The organism is Sporocytophaga myxococcoides, assembly GCF_000775915.1.
GTDB classification, from domain to species: domain Bacteria; phylum Bacteroidota; class Bacteroidia; order Cytophagales; family Cytophagaceae; genus Sporocytophaga; species Sporocytophaga myxococcoides_A.
Genome location: NZ_BBLT01000005.1, coordinates 94784 through 111218, shown reverse-complemented (window position 1 = coordinate 111218; position 16435 = coordinate 94784). Strand labels below are relative to the sequence as shown.

Here is a 16435-nt window from a genome sequence, read left to right as displayed (position 1 = left end):
AGAATCTTTCCCCGCGTAACAAATTGGTGTACGCTTTATTAGGGTGAAAGATTCTATCAGTCAATAATTTCTACAAAAAATATAATTTTAAAAAACAGATTCAAAATTAAATTTCCCCACACCTAAGGTAACAAGCGACTTTTTCACTCTTAACAAGATTGATTTTCAGGAATTAATACAATTTTTAGATAATAGCAACATAATCTGTGTGATTATTCTATCATCCTGATAGTAAAAGTTTTTGCATTCAGGATAATAGTCTCTCCTGAATTTTTCCCAATTAGTAATGTCCCTATTGGAGATACCGGAGATACTGCAAAATATGTAATTCCGTCAATATCAAGTTTTCCCGCACTGATAGAAATATAAAAATTTCCCTGATCAGTAAAAACAAGACTTCCTGACTGTATAGTATCTGTAGTTTTTTCCGGATTTATCTGTGACAGTACTTGCTTTAATTTCATTGCTTCACCAAGCTGAACTGACTGCTTTTCAATTTCCAGCTGCATCATTGCTCTTCCAGTCTCGTATTTGTCTCCGGCACTGCTTTTGGTTTCTTCATTGGCAGCAAGCTGAGCATGTTCAATAGCTTTTTGAGATGAGGCTATCCGCTGCTCCACAAAAGCCACGCATAATTCGTACAATTTTATTTTAACAGACATCAAATAATTTTAAAACAAATTTTCTTTTTTATCGAAACAATTAATGATTGCTAAATTTAAACAGCATATAAATGAAGAAGTCTTCCGGTTTAGGGAAGACTTCAACACTTAAACTTTTAAAGCTACTTATTTTTTCTTCTCTTTCTTCTCAGCTCTCTTCTCTTTAAGCGTCTTAGTTGGCTTTTTCTTAGTTTCTTTTTTGGCGTCTTGTGATTTTGACATATTAGTAACAGTTAAGATAAAACAATATTATGAATAACGAATCAAGCTTAATTTATTTTTTATAATTTTCCAATTCTAACGAATTATTTTTTTATAAGTTCCAGACCTGTTATAAAAGTTAATATCTTTATCATTTATGGATTTCATTTGCTAAGTTTAGTGTATTGTAAAATGAATTATTCCAATTGGCATGCTGGAAATACAATCCCTTCTTAACTCTATTGACAGACAGATTCAGACCAACAAAGGCAAAAATCTGTATTATTCTGACAGAGATACTTTATTTAATTTCTGGGAAGGCAATAACCTGCTTTCTAACAGACATCAATTAGCAGAAATACTTTCAGATAACTCTGTCCGGGAAGGTCTTATTGATTATACCCTATCCAAAGTGCTTCGTGAATTCTTCTATACCAATCAATACATTACAGTGAACGAGCGGGATAAATCCATTCTGCGAAAAGTCTATAATAAATTAATATCTGAGCTCAGTGATCAACAAATAAGCTTATCAGATATTTCCTCAAGGCATTTTACAAGATTGACAACCTGGTTGTCATACTCTAATCCACACATAGAAAAGATAAATCATAACGACAAAAAATCTGTTGCCGGAGTTGTATGTTCTGAGTATTCAGCTGAACTGCAGTTGGAACTTCTAAATATCAATCCGGGAAAACTACTAGAACCGATTCTGGATATTGGATGTGGAGAGCATGCTCATTTATCTGCTTTTCTAAAAGAAAAAGAGCTCAATGTTACCGGGATAGACCGCCTTCTCATTAAAAAGGAAACCTGGCTTTCTGAAATCAGCTGGTTTGAATTTGAATTTAAACCGGATAACTGGGGAACTATTATTTCCAATCTTTCTTTCTCCAGTCATTTTCTTAACAACCATTTAAGAGCTGATGGATTATTTCTGGAATATGCTCAAAAGTACATGGAAATTTTAAAGTCTCTGAAACAGGGCGGCTCATATCATTATGCTCCATCGTTACCTTTCATGGAAGAACATCTTGATAAAAAAACTTATAAAGTTGACAGAAAAATCATCAATAAAAATTATCAGCGAACCATTATTACCAGGCTTTAAGCAGTTAACAGGTTAATATGATCAGATTTATCTTACAGAAATACTCCTGTGACCTTCTTACATAAAGCGCATCATGAAAGGAAGTGCTCTGATAATTCAGCATGATTTCATCAGCGATTCCGGAAAAGCATTTACACTCAAAATACTGACGTATAAATGATTGTTTAAAATAATAAGAAAAAAGTTTCAAAAATTAAGGAGAATTAAAAACGAAGACTTCTTTTTCAGGTTAATCTAAAAAGTTATACTATGAAGGAAAACTTCGTGCTATTACTGATCGGTTTTTTAATGGCGTGCCATGTAGAAAAAAAACCTAATTCTGAAGGATTGGCTGAAGAAGACATCATTTTCGAGGCAAAGGAAATACCTCTTGAACCTGTACAGGAAACTTATATTGGCGTGCTCCCCTGTGCTGATTGCCCGGGCATCAGAAAGGAACTGATACTCACACACGATCCGGGAAAGCAAGAAGGAAATTTTGAGTTAAAACAAAACTACATAGAGCGAGACACCGCTACTTATCTGACCAAAGGTTATTGGAAAAGCACCATTGGAAATGAAGATTCACATAATGCCTTACTCATTCAGACCTATCCTGAAGGCCAGAAAAAAGCTGATAACTATCAAAAAATCACTACAGAACAAATAGTAGATTGTGGTAAAAAAACAACACTGCCTCATGATCAATATTCTTATGTACTGTTTAAAGTAAAAAAACCTTCGGTTAGGATAAACGGCTATTTCAGGTATTTTGCAGATGCCGCAACATTCCGCAAATGCAAGGCAAAAACACCGATGATTGTGGAACCTATCATTTTATACAAATATGCAGAACAGGTGTATATGCATCAGAAAAGTAATCCGGAGGAAGAGCTATACTTCACAATTGAAGGTTATACAGAAAAGAAACCTACCGAATCAGGGCAAACCAGAGAATATCTGACCATTACCAAAGTCCTGGATATCAAACCCGGCTTTAAATGTCCCTAAAACAGCTTTCAGATATGATTGCAAAATCAATATTTGTGGTTATCTTTCGTTAAAAAAACATGAAAGATCTATATAAAAGCACCTTAGGCAGACTAAGAATAGTAGGCTTTGTAGAAGGCCTCTCCTATCTGGTACTTCTTTTCATTGCCATGCCTATAAAATATATCGGAGGAATCCAGGAGCCTGTTCGCATGACTGGAATGGCACACGGATTACTCTTCGTTCTTTATGTTTTATTGGTAATTCAGTCTACCATTCAATATAACTGGACCATCAAAAAAGCTTTCATTGCATTTCTGGCGTCCCTCATTCCATTCGGTACGTTCTATGCGGATATGAAGCTTTTCAGAGAAAATGAAGAAGCCGAAGCTTAAGCTCTGGTATTTTAATTAAGAAACTTTACCTGGGTCTTTGTCCTCAACTGAAGATAAAGATCCAGCAAAAAATCTACGTAGTGATTCTCCTTAAGGCACACCGTTTCACTGTTTACCTTATAACAAAATCCTGAAGGGGATACTCTGAAAGAAATCACTTCTACTTTATCTGTAAGATTCAGGTGAACAAGGATTTCAGTAACACTGGTATTGGTATCGCCTTTAATTATTTTGTAATACTGAGGTTTGTATTCCGAGATTACCGATTGTTTATTCAACCAGTCCAGCATACTTAAAAAAGCTTTTTTGTCTTTCATTTGAGAAGAATTTCAGGATGAAAACCCGAAATGAAATCCTTTCGTTCCCTTTCCTCAAGGAAAGACTCATTTTTATAAAGTAATATGCAAAGATTCTATTTTTTTATCCATAAACACTGAAGCGGCAGCATCGAAGCTGGATGTAGAGTCTGTAGTATAAAAAGTACAAGTACCACCTTTAGAACATTTTGCCTGCATTTCTGGATGTTTGAAGAGATAATCTTTAAGACTTTTAGCTACAATTTCTCCCTGCGACACAAGTTTTACTTCAGACGGGAGGTAATTCTGGATTTTCTCTGCAAGCAAAGGATAATGTGTACAGCCCAATACCAGAGTATCTATTTCTGAGGATTTTGATAATATGTTAATGATATGCTTTTCAATAAAATAGTCAGCTCCCGGACCGTCATATTCATTGTTTTCCACTAGTGGAACCCACATTGGACAAGCTTCTTGAAAAACCTGTATCTCAGGATAAAACTTATGAATTTCAATAGGGTAAGAATTTGATTCTATAGTACCCTTGGTTCCCAGAATACCAACATGTCTTGTTTGTGAAACAGAGCCTATTATTTCAGTAGTTGGTCTTATAACACCCAGAACCCTTTTCTCTGAATCTATCGCATTTAAATCCTGCTTCTGAATACTTCTCAAAGCTTTAGCAGAGGCAGTATTGCAGGCTAAAATGACCAGATGGCAGCCTTTATCAAAAAGATACTTTACGCATTCAAGCGTATATTGGTAAACAGTATCAAATGACCTGGTTCCATAAGGAGCCCTCGCATTGTCTCCCAGGTAAAGGTAATCGTATTCTGGAAGTATTTTTTCAAACTCCCTCAGAACTGTTAACCCTCCAAAACCTGAGTCAAATACCCCTATCGGCCCTTTTTCCATGAATTAATTATTTATATTAATGCAGCAGCGAAATAAGTACAAATTCTATAAAGATTAAAATAATTTGTGCAGTCGCTATTGCCTGGAAAAACAATTTTTCAGGAAAATAATTGCATAGTGGTATTCAAAAAAATAAAAGTCCATATTTGTCAAAAGACAATAACTAGTCTACTAATTTTATAGAGAATTTAATTTAAGTTTTACAATGTCGCAAAACAACCTACATTTTGAAACCCTTCAACTGCATGCAGGACAAGAGGTTGATCCAACAACTCAATCAAGAGCAGTACCTATCTATCAGACTACCTCCTATCAGTTTAAAAGTTCAGAACACGGAGCTAATCTATTTGCTCTCAAAGAGTTTGGGAATATTTACACCAGAATAATGAACCCTACAACAGATGTCTTTGAAAAAAGGATAGCTGCACTGGAAGGTGGAGTTGCTGCTTTGGCTGTTGCTTCCGGGCAGGCTGCTCAGTTTATTGCACTGAATAATATTCTTCAGGCTGGTGATAATATTATCTCTACATCATACCTTTATGGTGGCACCTACAACCAGTTTAAAGTTTCATTTAAGAGACTAGGCATTAATGTAAGGTTTGCCGAAGGAGATAAAGCTGAAGCTTTCGAAAAACTTATAGACAAGGATACAAAGGCCATATACCTTGAAACCATTGGTAATCCAGGGTTTAACATTCCTGATTTCGAAGATATTGCCAAACTAGCTAAAAAACATGACATTCCTTTGATTGTAGATAATACATTTGGTGCCGGTGGTTATCTCTTCAGACCACTTGAACATGGTGCCAATATTGTGGTAGAATCAGCAACCAAATGGATCGGAGGTCATGGAACAAGCATTGGGGGGGTTATTATAGACGGTGGTAATTATAACTGGGGCAATGGAAAATTTCCTCAGTTTACAGAGCCTTCCGAAGGTTATCACGGGTTAAAGTTCTGGGATGTGTTTGGAACAAACGGACCATTCGGAAATATAGCATTTATTATTCGTGCACGTGTTGAAGGACTCAGAGACTGGGGACCGGCATTAAGTCCATTTAACTCATTCCTTTTACTTCAGGGATTAGAAACGCTGTCGCTGAGAGTGCAAAGACATGTAGACAATGCTTTGGAACTGGCAAAATGGCTGGAAAAAAATCCACAAGTAACCTCTGTAAATTATCCGGGACTGGAATCTAGTCCTTACAATCAACTTGCTAAAAAGTACCTTAAGAATGGATTTGGAGGGGTATTGTCATTTGAGATTAAAGGAGGAAAAGATACAGCTGATAAATTTGTCAATTCACTTAAACTTGTTAGTCATCTCGCAAATGTCGGAGATGCTAAAACATTGATCATTCATCCGGCTTCCACTACACACCAGCAGTTAAATGATGCAGAGCAAAAATCAGCAGGTGTAATACCAGGACAGTTAAGAGTTAGTGCAGGTATAGAACATATTGAAGATATAAAATCTGACTTTCAGCAAGCATTTGATGCTGTAAAATAATCTTAGAAGCCCGGACTAGATCCGGGCTTTTATTATTTAATCTCTGATTAAATGATCTTCTGCCGGAAGATATATTCTGAATGTAGTCCCCTCTCCTGCTTGACTTTCTATATCAATAGTCCCACCTGCATTTTCAACTATCCTTTTAACTATATACAAGCCCATTCCAGAACCTTCCACATGCGCATGCAATCTTCTGAACATTTCAAATACTCTTTTTTTATTTTCATGTTTTATACCTAAACCATTATCTCTTGCAAAAATCACTATCTTATCATTTTCAAGGAAAGTCCTGACATCCACGATCGGGGTAGTATTGCTTTTTCTGTATTTGATAGCATTTGAAATCAAATTATAAAAAATACTTCTAAGATTCTTTTTGCTGAATTTTATAGCTGATACATTAAATTCTAAATTGATTTTAGCTTCTGCATTATCAATATATCTTTGCAAATCCTGTATTACTTCTTCCACAACTTCAGAAAATTCAACTACTTCATTAGTCCAATCCTTTTGTTTCTGAATTTTTGCAATTTCAGTAAGATCATTGATTGTTCTTCCCAGTCTCAATAAAGATTTATTAATTAATTCGATCAGTTCATTTCTTTCAACTTTATTTTCACCTGCAACTTTTAATGCTTCAACCAATCCTTCCATATTGGATATAGGAGCTTTAAGATCATGAGATGCTGTATAAATAAAGTTATCCAGGTCTACATTTATTTTCTTTAACTCTTCAACCTGTAACTTTTGCTCATGTATATCAGTGCTCGTGCCTACCCACATCTCCACACTACCATTTTTACTGGTCTGAGGAAACCCTCTTGTAAGATGCCATCTATACACCCCATCAAACCTTTTAAATCTGTGTTCTATTTGAAAAGACTTATGTTCCTGAAGTAATTGCGTAATGGTTTTATCATCCTGTACTTTGTCTTCAAAATAAATAATCAGATCTATTCCATTTTTCAGAAATTCATCAATAGTATAACCTGAATATTCTTCCCAGTTTTGACCGAAAAAATTAAAAACGCCATTTCCATCCGCTGTCCATACCTTATCTGGCATGGCCTCCAGGAGAAAGTTTTTTGTTTCCAGGTTTTTTGCGATAGTTTCTTTAGCTTTTTTTTCACCTGTAATATCCTTAACCTCTACTAATGTTCCGAGCGGAATTCCATTTTCAATGATAGGATTAGCAGAACACAGCGCAGGGAATAATCTTCCATCCTTCCTTATCAGAATATCCTCCTGATCGTACACATGATTTCCCTGAAGAATTGTCTGATAAATATTTCGACCAGGGTCAATATCTTTGTATTGTCCTTTACGGCTTTGGTGCATCACATCATAAAAAGTCTTTTCCCTGAAGTCTTCAGGCATATATCCGGTAATCCTGGTTACTGCAGGATTAATAAAAGTAACAAAGCCATTTCTATCTATAACAAATATTGCAGCCGTGACGGTGTCAGTGATCGTTTGCTTGAGTCTGTTAACCCTCTTAGCTTCTGATCTTATAAGCATGATAAAAAATATCAGAATGCTGATCACAGATCCCCCGATAAGAATCAGCAAGGCATCATTAGACTCTCTGCCTCCGAAAAAGGGTTTTGATGAAATATAGATAATCCAGTTTGTTCCACCAACGCTGATATTTTCATACTTCTTAAATTCCCCACCTTTCTTTTCCTCTTTTACGTTTTTTCGGGTAGAAAAAAGTAAAGCATCTTTTGAGAGTTCGTCTCCATTATATATTTCAATGTTAAGATCCTTGAACCTTGCAGGAAGCAATGCATTAAATAAATCACCCGACCTGAAAGGGCTGTAGACAAATCCTCTGATCTCCTTTCTTCTTAGTTCTGTTGAAAGCGAATCACCTGATGCAATGTTCGATTTATAAACAGGAACATAAATTAAAAAACCAGGCTGATTGCCGTCTCCGGTTTCCTGAACAAGTGTCAGTTTGCCTGTAAGGGCAGCCTGACCGGTTTCCATAGCCCTTTCCATAGCTCTCCTCCGAACAGGTTCACTGTACATATCATACCCAAATGCTCTAAGATTTCTATCAGTAAATGGTTCCAGATAAATAATAGATGTATATATTTCCCTTTCACCAGAAGGTGTGATAGTGTATGCCGGAAAGCCGCTAGCCCGTATTGCATTGATGTGTTTCTGCAATTCCTCAGGCTTTATGAAAATCGTATAACCTATCCCCTGAATTCCCGGATAGTTCTGATCAACATCAAGACTTGAAATATACCGTTTCCATTCCTTCCTTGTAATCGAATCTGATGATTCTATGAAGGCCTTGCCCCCTTTCAAAATCTGAATATAATCTAATATCCGATTATTTATCGCTGTTTTAACCAGATATGATCTTGATTCAAAATATTCTGTTTTTTGCTGTTTTGTCTTTTCTTTAACCTGGATATAAGAGTATATAACTAAAAAGTAAATGATCAGAAAAGAAACGACCGGAATAAAATACTGCCTTAGAAATACACGTATTTTATTATATATTTTCATCTGAAATATGTAGAGTTCTCGAATTCATATAGTTTTAATTCTCGTTTCCGAATCGGTACACTTTCTGTCTTCTGATCTAATTGCCTGGACATTGAAGTTAACTTTTATTCAATTTAACCAAAAAGTGTTCACTTTTCATTTCTGATAAACGGTTTAAACACATCTTTGACTATGGCTTTTTCTAACTCAGAACTTACTGCTCGCCATACAAATGTAACAAATCCATCTGTTTCTTGCCTTTTATATGAAAAGTGGACAATTTTATTTTCATTATTCTTGATAGCTATATTCGCTATTTTTGACTTAAGCCTCTTTTTCCTTCCTGAGCTGTTAATAATTTTAACCTTCAGATCCTGGTAAACTAATGCAAAAGTTCCTTTGGCATTGCCGCTTTGCACTTCCATGTTTATCGATGGAACAGAAACGGTTCCTGACCTCAGCTCGATATCTGAGAATTTCGTAATACTGTTAAATTTTGTAACATCAATAGTAGCCAACTTTCCCTTAAGGGCGAAATCAAAAGACTTTCTATACAGCGGATATCTTATCACGATATCCATCACTCCCTGATTCATGATTGTAGATTGAATGTTAAATACTGAGCCGGAAGGATCTCTATTCAGATTGGAAAGATTTTTTATTTTTAATTGTATTTTATTGAAAGTAAGTTGTCCCTGTCTTTTATTTTTTTCATCAAAAATTTCAAAAATAATATCACTGTTTATCAATTCAAACTCATTTATATTTAAGGATAAGCCTAATTCTTTAAGTAGTTCATTGGGCATTTTCCTCATCTTGGACTGAGAATTTTTTATATTTTCATTATTGTAAATTTTAAGCTTCATACCTGAAACCTTTAGCAACTGCATTTCCAACGCAGTGCCCGCAATCAGCCTGTGAAAGTTCACAGATACTCCTTCAATCTTCTCGATATTGTTATCAAACGTTATAGATTCCTCTGATTTTTTATTCATATGTGAAACAGAACAGCCATTTAGGTAAATTTTCCCATCACCTGTATAAGCTTTCAGATTTTTCACTTTCAGTTCAACGTGCTGAGGAAGCGCTCTTATCAAAAAGTTCTTAACTCCAAAATCTACTTCTCCCCAATAATTGCTTGTTTTAATTGTTTCAGTACTTATTGCGATATCTTTTGCCAGCATTAGTATATCTTCTGCAGCCTGTTCAACAAGGCCTTTTGAAGTATAAACCTTTAAGCTAACCTTCCCTTCTTTTAAACCGAATGATTTTATGCTTAAGCTGTTGCTTATATATGGCAAAAACTTTGTCAGCATATCTCCGATACTCACAGAGCTGCTATTTCCAGTAATAGTAGATGTAAAATCAATATCCGGGGTCTGGAAAAAAAGTTGTCCGATTTCGATTTTATTCTCTTTAAAAAAGAGTGGAAAATCTATTTTGTATGCCTTTATAAATTTTACCTTCGCTTTATATCTTTCTTTATTCGATTCTTTTAATGGAGTAACATCGACACCATACATACCTAATAAGGAATCTTCATAACTGCCATGAAATTGCTTTACTGAAATTTCAAATAAGCTGTCACTTTGTACAAGTTTATAGTTTCCTATATTAAATTTTACTTTTGTAGTAAAAAGAGCATTTCTGGAAGCTCCGGTATCTATGCGAATATCGTGCATATCAAGAAAAATACTGTCAGCATTCTGCTTAGTAGTTCCGCCTTTTCCTTTTAAATCAACGGCAAGAGCGCCTCTGTTAATTTTAAGCTCATCGATATTTAGAGACCCTGCAAAACTTGCGACAATGCCTGGTACTACATCCAGAAAACTGTAACGGGCTACTTCAATTGTATCTACAGGGATATTTCCTTTAAAAGAGAAATTAGGATCCTGTATTTCAATTCCGTCTACCTTTAATGCACGGTCCAGTATATAAGTCAACCACTTGACATTTTTGACAGTTATCTTTTCTGCTCTTACCTCTACTGCCGAATGATTTCCCTGAGGATTTTCAAGTCTGATTTTTCTCAGAATCATAGTATCTTGAAAGATGTGTACATTACCAATTTGTGCATTTCCTTCTAACGGCATAAGATTAAACATGTCAAACTCTAGCAAATAAAGTCCTCCAGAGGATTGATGTACAGAGTCTATAATTTTTTTCTTTACTATTGGAGTGATAAAAATATTAACAATTAAATAAATCAATGACCAGAAAATGACAAGCCCTGACACCATTATTCCCAAAGCTTTAAAAAACTTTACTGCTTTTCCCTGTTTATTTAGCTGATCACTCATGTACTATGGCTATAGAGGTCTAACCTTTACCCGAAGAAACTGTTTATCTGGCGCTGAGATTTAAATATTTCGAAATGATAGCTCTACTCATCTACCCAAAAAAAATCGATAAAAAGTTTGTAAAAGAATATGCATCAAAGAGTAAAACAGGGATTAATAGCAGATATGGGATTCTGAAAAGGAGCAATATCTGTAATAAAGTCAAAATGTATTATGGCAATGCTGGTTATAAAACCAATAAAAAATTCTCCGACACAAAGGATAAGTTTTCTCTTTGGCAAAAATAGAAATTACAAGGAGAGCGTGGAAGCCAGTAGAGAGAGTGTGAGTGTGAGAGGGAGTGTGAGAGGGAATTTGAGTGAGAGAGTATGAATGAGTATGAGTGGGTGAAATAAAAATAAAAGCCCATCCGGGGAGGGTGGGCTTCAAAGTAAGTAAGGGATGAGTTTGCTATTAAGGTTAAACTAAGGAAACATTTACAGCGTTGGGCCCTTTCTTACCCTGTTTTACCTCAAACCGAACCTTGTCATTTTCTCTGACCTGGTCGATCAGTCCACTAGCGTGAACAAAAATTTCTTCTCCGGATTTTTCATTTTTAATAAAACCATATCCTTTGGAATTATTGAAGAACTTTACAGTCCCTTGTAACATTGAAAGTTGTAGCATTGATATTAGATTTTAATAATGCTACATCAACCCAAACGTAGCCAGATTGTTTAGTAGAATTTAACTTTTTTTTTCTAATCACATTTTTCTGTAACTCCTTTGTCTTTCACAAGAGACATAAAACCCTCAAAATCATAAAGATCCTTATCCAACAAATGTGAGGGTGATACATTTTTCAAGGCATTAAAAATAACTTCTGTTCTGTCTGTATATTCTTTTTCCCAATTCTCCAGCATTTTTTTAATTACCTGCCTCTGCATATTTTGCTGCGACCCACAAAGATTACATGGAATAATCGGATAAGCCTTTGCAACAGAATACTTTTCGATTTCTTTTTCCTTACAGAAAGCCAATGGTCTGATCACAATATGCTCTTGGTTATCAGTTTTGTATTTTGCTGGCATTGCTTCCATTTTTCCACTAAAGAAAAGATTCAGGAAGAATGTCTCAATAATATCTTCTCTGTGGTGCCCTAATGCAATCTTTGTTGCTCCCAGTTCTTTTGCTGCTGTGTATAAAGTACCTCTTCTTAATCTTGAACAAAGTGTGCAAAGCGTTTTTCCTTCAGGAGTTTTTTCTTTAACAATTGTGTAAGTATCACGCTCTATAATTTTGAAGGGTACACCTACACGAGAGAGATATTCAGGGAGAATGTGTTCCGGAAAATCAGGTTGTTTCTGATCGAGGTTAACTGCTATTATTTCAAAGGAATATTTTCCATTTTGCTGAATATGCATAAGGATATCCAACATGGTATAACTATCCTTTCCTCCAGAAAGACATACCATAATCTTATCCCCGTCTTCAATCATTTTATAGTCCTCTATCGCGTTCCAAACAGCTTTTCTAAGCTTCCTTTCGAGTTTTTCGAATTCAAAATCCTGATTTTCCATATTTCAAAGCAAAACTAAATGCAAAGTTTCTAAAATAGTCTTGCTTAACCAACTTTTTATACAGATTAATCAGTTACCTTACGACTAACCCCTCAAAATCAAGCTCATCAGCTTTGTCTAAAATCAATGAGGAGATGTTTTAAAAAATAAATTAAAAATCGTGCCGCATCCCGGTTCACTTTGCACTTCAATTTTTCCGTTATTTTTCTCCATAATACTTTTTACAAGATATAGTCCGCCTCCCAACCCCTCTTCAATATTATGAGCTTTTTTGAAGACCTGAAAAATCCTTTTATGATCTTTAGGGCTTATACCTATCCCATTATCACAAAAGCTTAGCAAAAGATTTCCTTTTTTTATTTGTGTTTTAATTACAATCCTGACATTTTTTCCCGGAGTTCTGAATTTAAATGAATTTAAAAGAAGATTTAACATTACAGATTTCAATTGCTTTTTTGGAAAATGTACTGTTGATATTTGAAATTCTCTTTCTACATTAAGGTTGATATCGGATAATTCCGGATACAAATCATCCAACACTTCATCTAGAACATCAGAAAAATTTATAGACTGCTTTCGTTCAATCAAATCTGTATTATAAATTTCAGAAATTTGAATCAGAAATTCAATTGTCTTTTTTATCTGGGTCAATGATGCAGTAAGCATCTGAATAAGCACCTCTGCTTCCCCTCTGTCACTGGCAATCTCTAACATCATCTCCTTAATCAACCCTTCTATATTTGAAACCGGAGCTTTTAATTCAATATAAACTTTATTGATGAAGTCATCAAGTTCCGAATAAGCCATCTTTAGATTATTATCTTTTGCTTCCAGCTCTATGAAGGACCTTTCCATACTTGTACTGATCAGACTTTTATCATCAAAACCTGCTGGAGTAGTTGCTTTCTGATCCAGGGCTTTTTTAACAGCTTCAATTTCCTGCTGACGAAGTGCAAAAAAATCTTTTAATATCAATCCTTCCTGCACTGCATAGAAATGGTTCATCTCTCTTATTACTTCAGAAATTTTATTAATGTCTGTTGAATAAAATATTAAGTATTCTATAATAGAACTTTTTAAAACATTTACTCTTAATGAGAATTTTTCTACCTGCGCTTCCTCGAATTCATAAAATTTATTTATTTGAATATTATCACCGGTGTAAATGGATTTGAGATACTGTTCCATTGCTGTGCGAAGGCAATAAAAGTCATTCTCGGGTAGGTCATGATAATAAAGTCTGAGGAAATGATCTTTATCAGAAACTATTTTTTTGGAATATTCTACAGTTATATGATCCAGGTAATTTTTATATAGATAGAAAGCAAAGTCTCTGAAATGAGTATAAACCATTAGATCATTTATTATTTAATAAGAAAAAGTACCCCCATTATAAATCCTTAACAACTGTGATATTCTTTAATTGTTACTTTTAAAACAGTAAATTTTAGAATAAAAAAACTATCCGAATAAAGTTTCTTCCGGAAGATAAAACCCAAGCTTTTCTACCTCCTTTCTTGTATTTTTATAGTTGCTATGTAAAATAGATTTTATGCCAAGCTTTCCCGCAATTGCTGTCATTAGTTCCCGTTCTTCAATGTACAATACTTCGCTGGCATCGGAACCTGAAATATCAAGCGCTATTCTGTAAAACTCTGGATCAGGCTTGCATAGCTTCAGGTAAGAGGATGAAATAAATGAATCAACTAACTCATGAAGCTTGAATTTTTTAATTCTAAATTCATTGAGTTCGCGTCCTTCATTATTGAGGGCTACTATTTTCAATCTGAAATGTCCCCTTAAAAATTTTATATATTTGATCATATCCTCATTTGCCTTTGATTGTCCAAAGACAAAATCTTTATATTCATCACATCCGAAATTTCTATCCGTAAAAAAAACGACGTACTTAATATATTCATCCAGACTGAACTTTCCACAATAGTATAAAGATGCCACTTCTGAATGTCTGAATAAAACTTCGTCTCCCTCTATTCCAAAATAGTTTATTGAATCTTTCACACACTTGCCATCCCAACTATTGGATAACAATACCCCTCCAATATCAACAAAAATAGTTTTTATAACAGGCTGTGATTGTTGCATTAACTTTAGGAAATCTGAATCATTCATTTGGTTAACTTTTGTTCCGTAGGAAGATTTGATTAAGAACTAACATCAATTTAAAAACCTGATTTTTATCGAAATGTTACCAGTTGAAAGGTGTAATTATGCAATTGGTTTTCAATTGTCATTATGCTTTTACTGTAAAATAAAAAACTGATCCTTTTCCGACTTCTGATTTTAGCCCTATTGTTCCGCCATTTTCTTCTACTATCTTTTTCACTATAGATAAACCCAGTCCTGAGCTACTGATGCCTGGGTCATCATGGGCAATAGTAAATTCATTAAAAAGTTTACTTTGATATTCCGATCCTATTCCTCTCCCATTATCAGAAACGGAAAATTGGTAATATTCATCCTGTCTTTTGCAATCAATAATTATAAGTCCTTCCGGTTTATCCATATATTTAATAGCATTGCTGATCAGATTCAGAAAGACCTGAAGAAGGGATACCTGGTGGTATTGAACAGTATTGGGAAGATTTTTTGTGATCTCTATTTTAATATTTTCCGGTGGATGGAGATTATCAATAATATGATCGACAAGATCATAAACTTTAACAGGCTCTTTCATTTTATACTCTTGTCTTGCAGACTTAAGCACACCATCAATAAGGTTTTTCATATCAAGAGATTTTTCTTTGATCATTTTAAGCATTTCATTACCCTGGTCATCCAGAGGTTTATTCTTATAATCCTCTTTTACAAAATCCGCCAGAGGCATAATAGAGCTCAAGGGTGCCTTCAGATCATGAGAGATAACATAGGCATATCTTTCAAGTTCATGTATCTTACGCTCAAGTTTTTCTGTCATTTCATTGAATGTTTCTCCTAAGAGACCAATTTCATCATCAGATTTTATTTCAACTCTTTCGGAAAGTTCTCCATCATTGATCAATTGGGCCGTCCTGGTTAGCTTTTCTATAGGTTTTCCGATATAGCGACCAATGATATATGCAGGTACCGTAAGAAAAATCACTATAAATAAATTTAATAGAATGAGGATGTCTGAAAGTTCTTTTACAGGTTTTAACGCTTCTTCTTTGCTTATCTGTGTCACAAGCCCCCACCCCATGTCTTTTATAAACCTTGCGGCAGCAAATACTTTTTCCCCTTTATAATTATGTATGTCATACAATATGCCTGATTTTCCCTGAAGGGCTTCTTTGATGGCTGTACCATCAAAATCGTTGCTATATTTCATTGTCGTACTCCTGTCATGTCGGAGTGGCACCAGATAAACAACTGCGCTATCCTGTTTTTCACCAAGTAAGGTTTCTCCTGTTTTTCCCAATCCAGTTGAATCATCCATTATTTCCATAAGATCATCACCATTCATATTTGAAAGGACTACTCCCATCATGATGCTGTCTTCATTAAATATAGGAGCAGATATATAAAAACTCAGCCTATTATTTTCATCATAGGAAAACATGTTAAAAAAAATCTTATTTCTCTGAGCCAGCAGGAAAGCTTTCTTTTGTATAACTGAAATTGACGGCAGTGTATCAGGCCTTGTAGAAAAAAGTAAATGGCCGGTGCTGTCCATTATACTGATTTCATTTACTGTCGGGAATTTTTCATTCAGCAAATCAATAGAACTAAAAAAATCTTTATCGAATTTTTTTAGTTCAAAAGCATCTTTAAAGAGTTCCATTCCTGATATGAAACGAATAAGATATATGCGTCTTTGGATAAACTGATTTATATCGATGAACTTGGCCTCCGCAATGGACTCAAGTTGACTTTCTATCTGGTTGACAAATGTTCTTCTTACATTTAATGAGTATATGAAATATAATAAGGTAATCAGTATAACTGCGGCGAAAAAAATGATAAGGGATAACTTGTATTTTATTTTCATCCTATATAAGAATCTCCCGTTAGC

General features: G+C 34.7%; 16 protein-coding genes. 5 read left to right on the top strand and 11 right to left on the bottom strand.

Features of this window, described 5'->3' with window-relative positions; genetic code table 11:
* Nucleotides 1-212 precede the first annotated feature (212 nt).
* Nucleotides 213-662 carry a hypothetical protein gene (locus MYP_RS13120; RefSeq protein ID WP_045464206.1) on the bottom strand — a complete coding sequence of 150 codons (450 nt, stop codon included), beginning with the start codon at nucleotides 660-662 and terminating at the stop codon, nucleotides 213-215.
* Between the two features lie 412 nt (nucleotides 663-1074).
* On the opposite strand from MYP_RS13120, the gene MYP_RS25085 reads away from it, so the two are divergent.
* Entirely contained in the window at nucleotides 1075-1977 is a 903-nt protein-coding gene (locus tag MYP_RS25085; RefSeq protein WP_052430183.1) for a class I SAM-dependent methyltransferase, read from the top strand.
* Between the two features lie 4 nt (nucleotides 1978-1981).
* Here the strand turns inward: MYP_RS25085 and eutB are convergent, their stop codons facing one another.
* A complete protein-coding gene (gene eutB / locus MYP_RS26930) occupies nucleotides 1982-2167 on the bottom strand; it encodes an ethanolamine ammonia-lyase subunit EutB (protein ID WP_197060079.1) in 186 nt (61 codons plus the stop codon).
* A gap of 59 nt (nucleotides 2168-2226) precedes the next feature.
* Here eutB and MYP_RS13110 point away from each other — a divergent pair, with 59 nt between their 5' ends.
* The gene (locus tag MYP_RS13110; protein ID WP_045464204.1) at nucleotides 2227-2967 is read left to right on the top strand and encodes a copper resistance protein NlpE N-terminal domain-containing protein; all 741 of its coding nucleotides are present in this window, start codon (nucleotides 2227-2229) and stop codon (nucleotides 2965-2967) included.
* 59 nt (nucleotides 2968-3026) lie between these two features.
* A complete protein-coding gene (locus tag MYP_RS13105; protein ID WP_045464202.1) occupies nucleotides 3027-3341 on the top strand; it encodes a DUF3817 domain-containing protein in 315 nt (104 codons plus the stop codon).
* Nucleotides 3342-3352: 11 nt separating this feature from the next.
* Here the strand turns inward: MYP_RS13105 and MYP_RS13100 are convergent, their stop codons facing one another.
* Both MYP_RS13100 and murI read right to left on the bottom strand, forming a co-directional pair.
* Nucleotides 3353-3658, bottom strand: coding sequence for a hypothetical protein (locus MYP_RS13100; protein ID WP_045464200.1), 306 nt, complete (start codon nucleotides 3656-3658; stop codon nucleotides 3353-3355).
* Nucleotides 3659-3730: 72 nt separating this feature from the next.
* Complete coding sequence (gene murI / locus MYP_RS13095; protein WP_045464198.1) at nucleotides 3731-4552, bottom strand: glutamate racemase; 822 nt, start codon at nucleotides 4550-4552, stop codon at nucleotides 3731-3733.
* Between the two features lie 205 nt (nucleotides 4553-4757).
* On the opposite strand from murI, the gene MYP_RS13090 reads away from it, so the two are divergent.
* Entirely contained in the window at nucleotides 4758-6062 is a 1305-nt protein-coding gene (locus tag MYP_RS13090; protein WP_045464196.1) for an O-acetylhomoserine aminocarboxypropyltransferase/cysteine synthase family protein, read from the top strand.
* A 36-nt stretch (nucleotides 6063-6098) separates the two neighbouring features.
* Here MYP_RS13090 and MYP_RS25080 read toward each other — a convergent pair whose 3' ends face one another.
* The gene (locus tag MYP_RS25080) at nucleotides 6099-8585 is read right to left on the bottom strand and encodes a CHASE domain-containing protein (RefSeq protein WP_052430182.1); all 2487 of its coding nucleotides are present in this window, start codon (nucleotides 8583-8585) and stop codon (nucleotides 6099-6101) included.
* A 128-nt stretch (nucleotides 8586-8713) separates the two neighbouring features.
* Entirely contained in the window at nucleotides 8714-10864 is a 2151-nt protein-coding gene (locus MYP_RS13080) for a DUF748 domain-containing protein (RefSeq protein ID WP_045464194.1), read from the bottom strand.
* A gap of 74 nt (nucleotides 10865-10938) precedes the next feature.
* On the opposite strand from MYP_RS13080, the gene MYP_RS13075 reads away from it, so the two are divergent.
* Nucleotides 10939-11151, top strand: a complete 213-nt coding sequence (locus MYP_RS13075) for a hypothetical protein (protein WP_045464192.1) — start codon at nucleotides 10939-10941, stop codon at nucleotides 11149-11151.
* Nucleotides 11152-11323: 172 nt separating this feature from the next.
* On the opposite strand, the gene MYP_RS13070 is transcribed toward MYP_RS13075, so the two are convergent.
* The 5 genes from MYP_RS13070 to MYP_RS25075 form a co-directional block, all read right to left on the bottom strand.
* Nucleotides 11324-11515, bottom strand: coding sequence for a cold-shock protein (locus tag MYP_RS13070; RefSeq protein ID WP_028980382.1), 192 nt, complete (start codon nucleotides 11513-11515; stop codon nucleotides 11324-11326).
* An 89-nt stretch (nucleotides 11516-11604) separates the two neighbouring features.
* Nucleotides 11605-12423, bottom strand: a complete 819-nt coding sequence (gene ttcA / locus MYP_RS13065; protein ID WP_045464189.1) for a tRNA 2-thiocytidine(32) synthetase TtcA — start codon at nucleotides 12421-12423, stop codon at nucleotides 11605-11607.
* A gap of 123 nt (nucleotides 12424-12546) precedes the next feature.
* Nucleotides 12547-13776 (bottom strand): sensor histidine kinase, encoded by a 1230-nt coding sequence (locus tag MYP_RS13060; RefSeq protein WP_045464187.1) that lies wholly within the window; start codon nucleotides 13774-13776, stop codon nucleotides 12547-12549.
* 108 nt (nucleotides 13777-13884) lie between these two features.
* Nucleotides 13885-14556, bottom strand: coding sequence for an HAD family hydrolase (locus tag MYP_RS13055; protein ID WP_052430181.1), 672 nt, complete (start codon nucleotides 14554-14556; stop codon nucleotides 13885-13887).
* A 121-nt stretch (nucleotides 14557-14677) separates the two neighbouring features.
* Nucleotides 14678-16411: a sensor histidine kinase gene (locus MYP_RS25075; RefSeq protein WP_052430180.1), complete on the bottom strand. Its 1734-nt coding sequence runs from the start codon at nucleotides 16409-16411 to the stop codon at nucleotides 14678-14680.
* Nucleotides 16412-16435 lie beyond the last annotated feature (24 nt).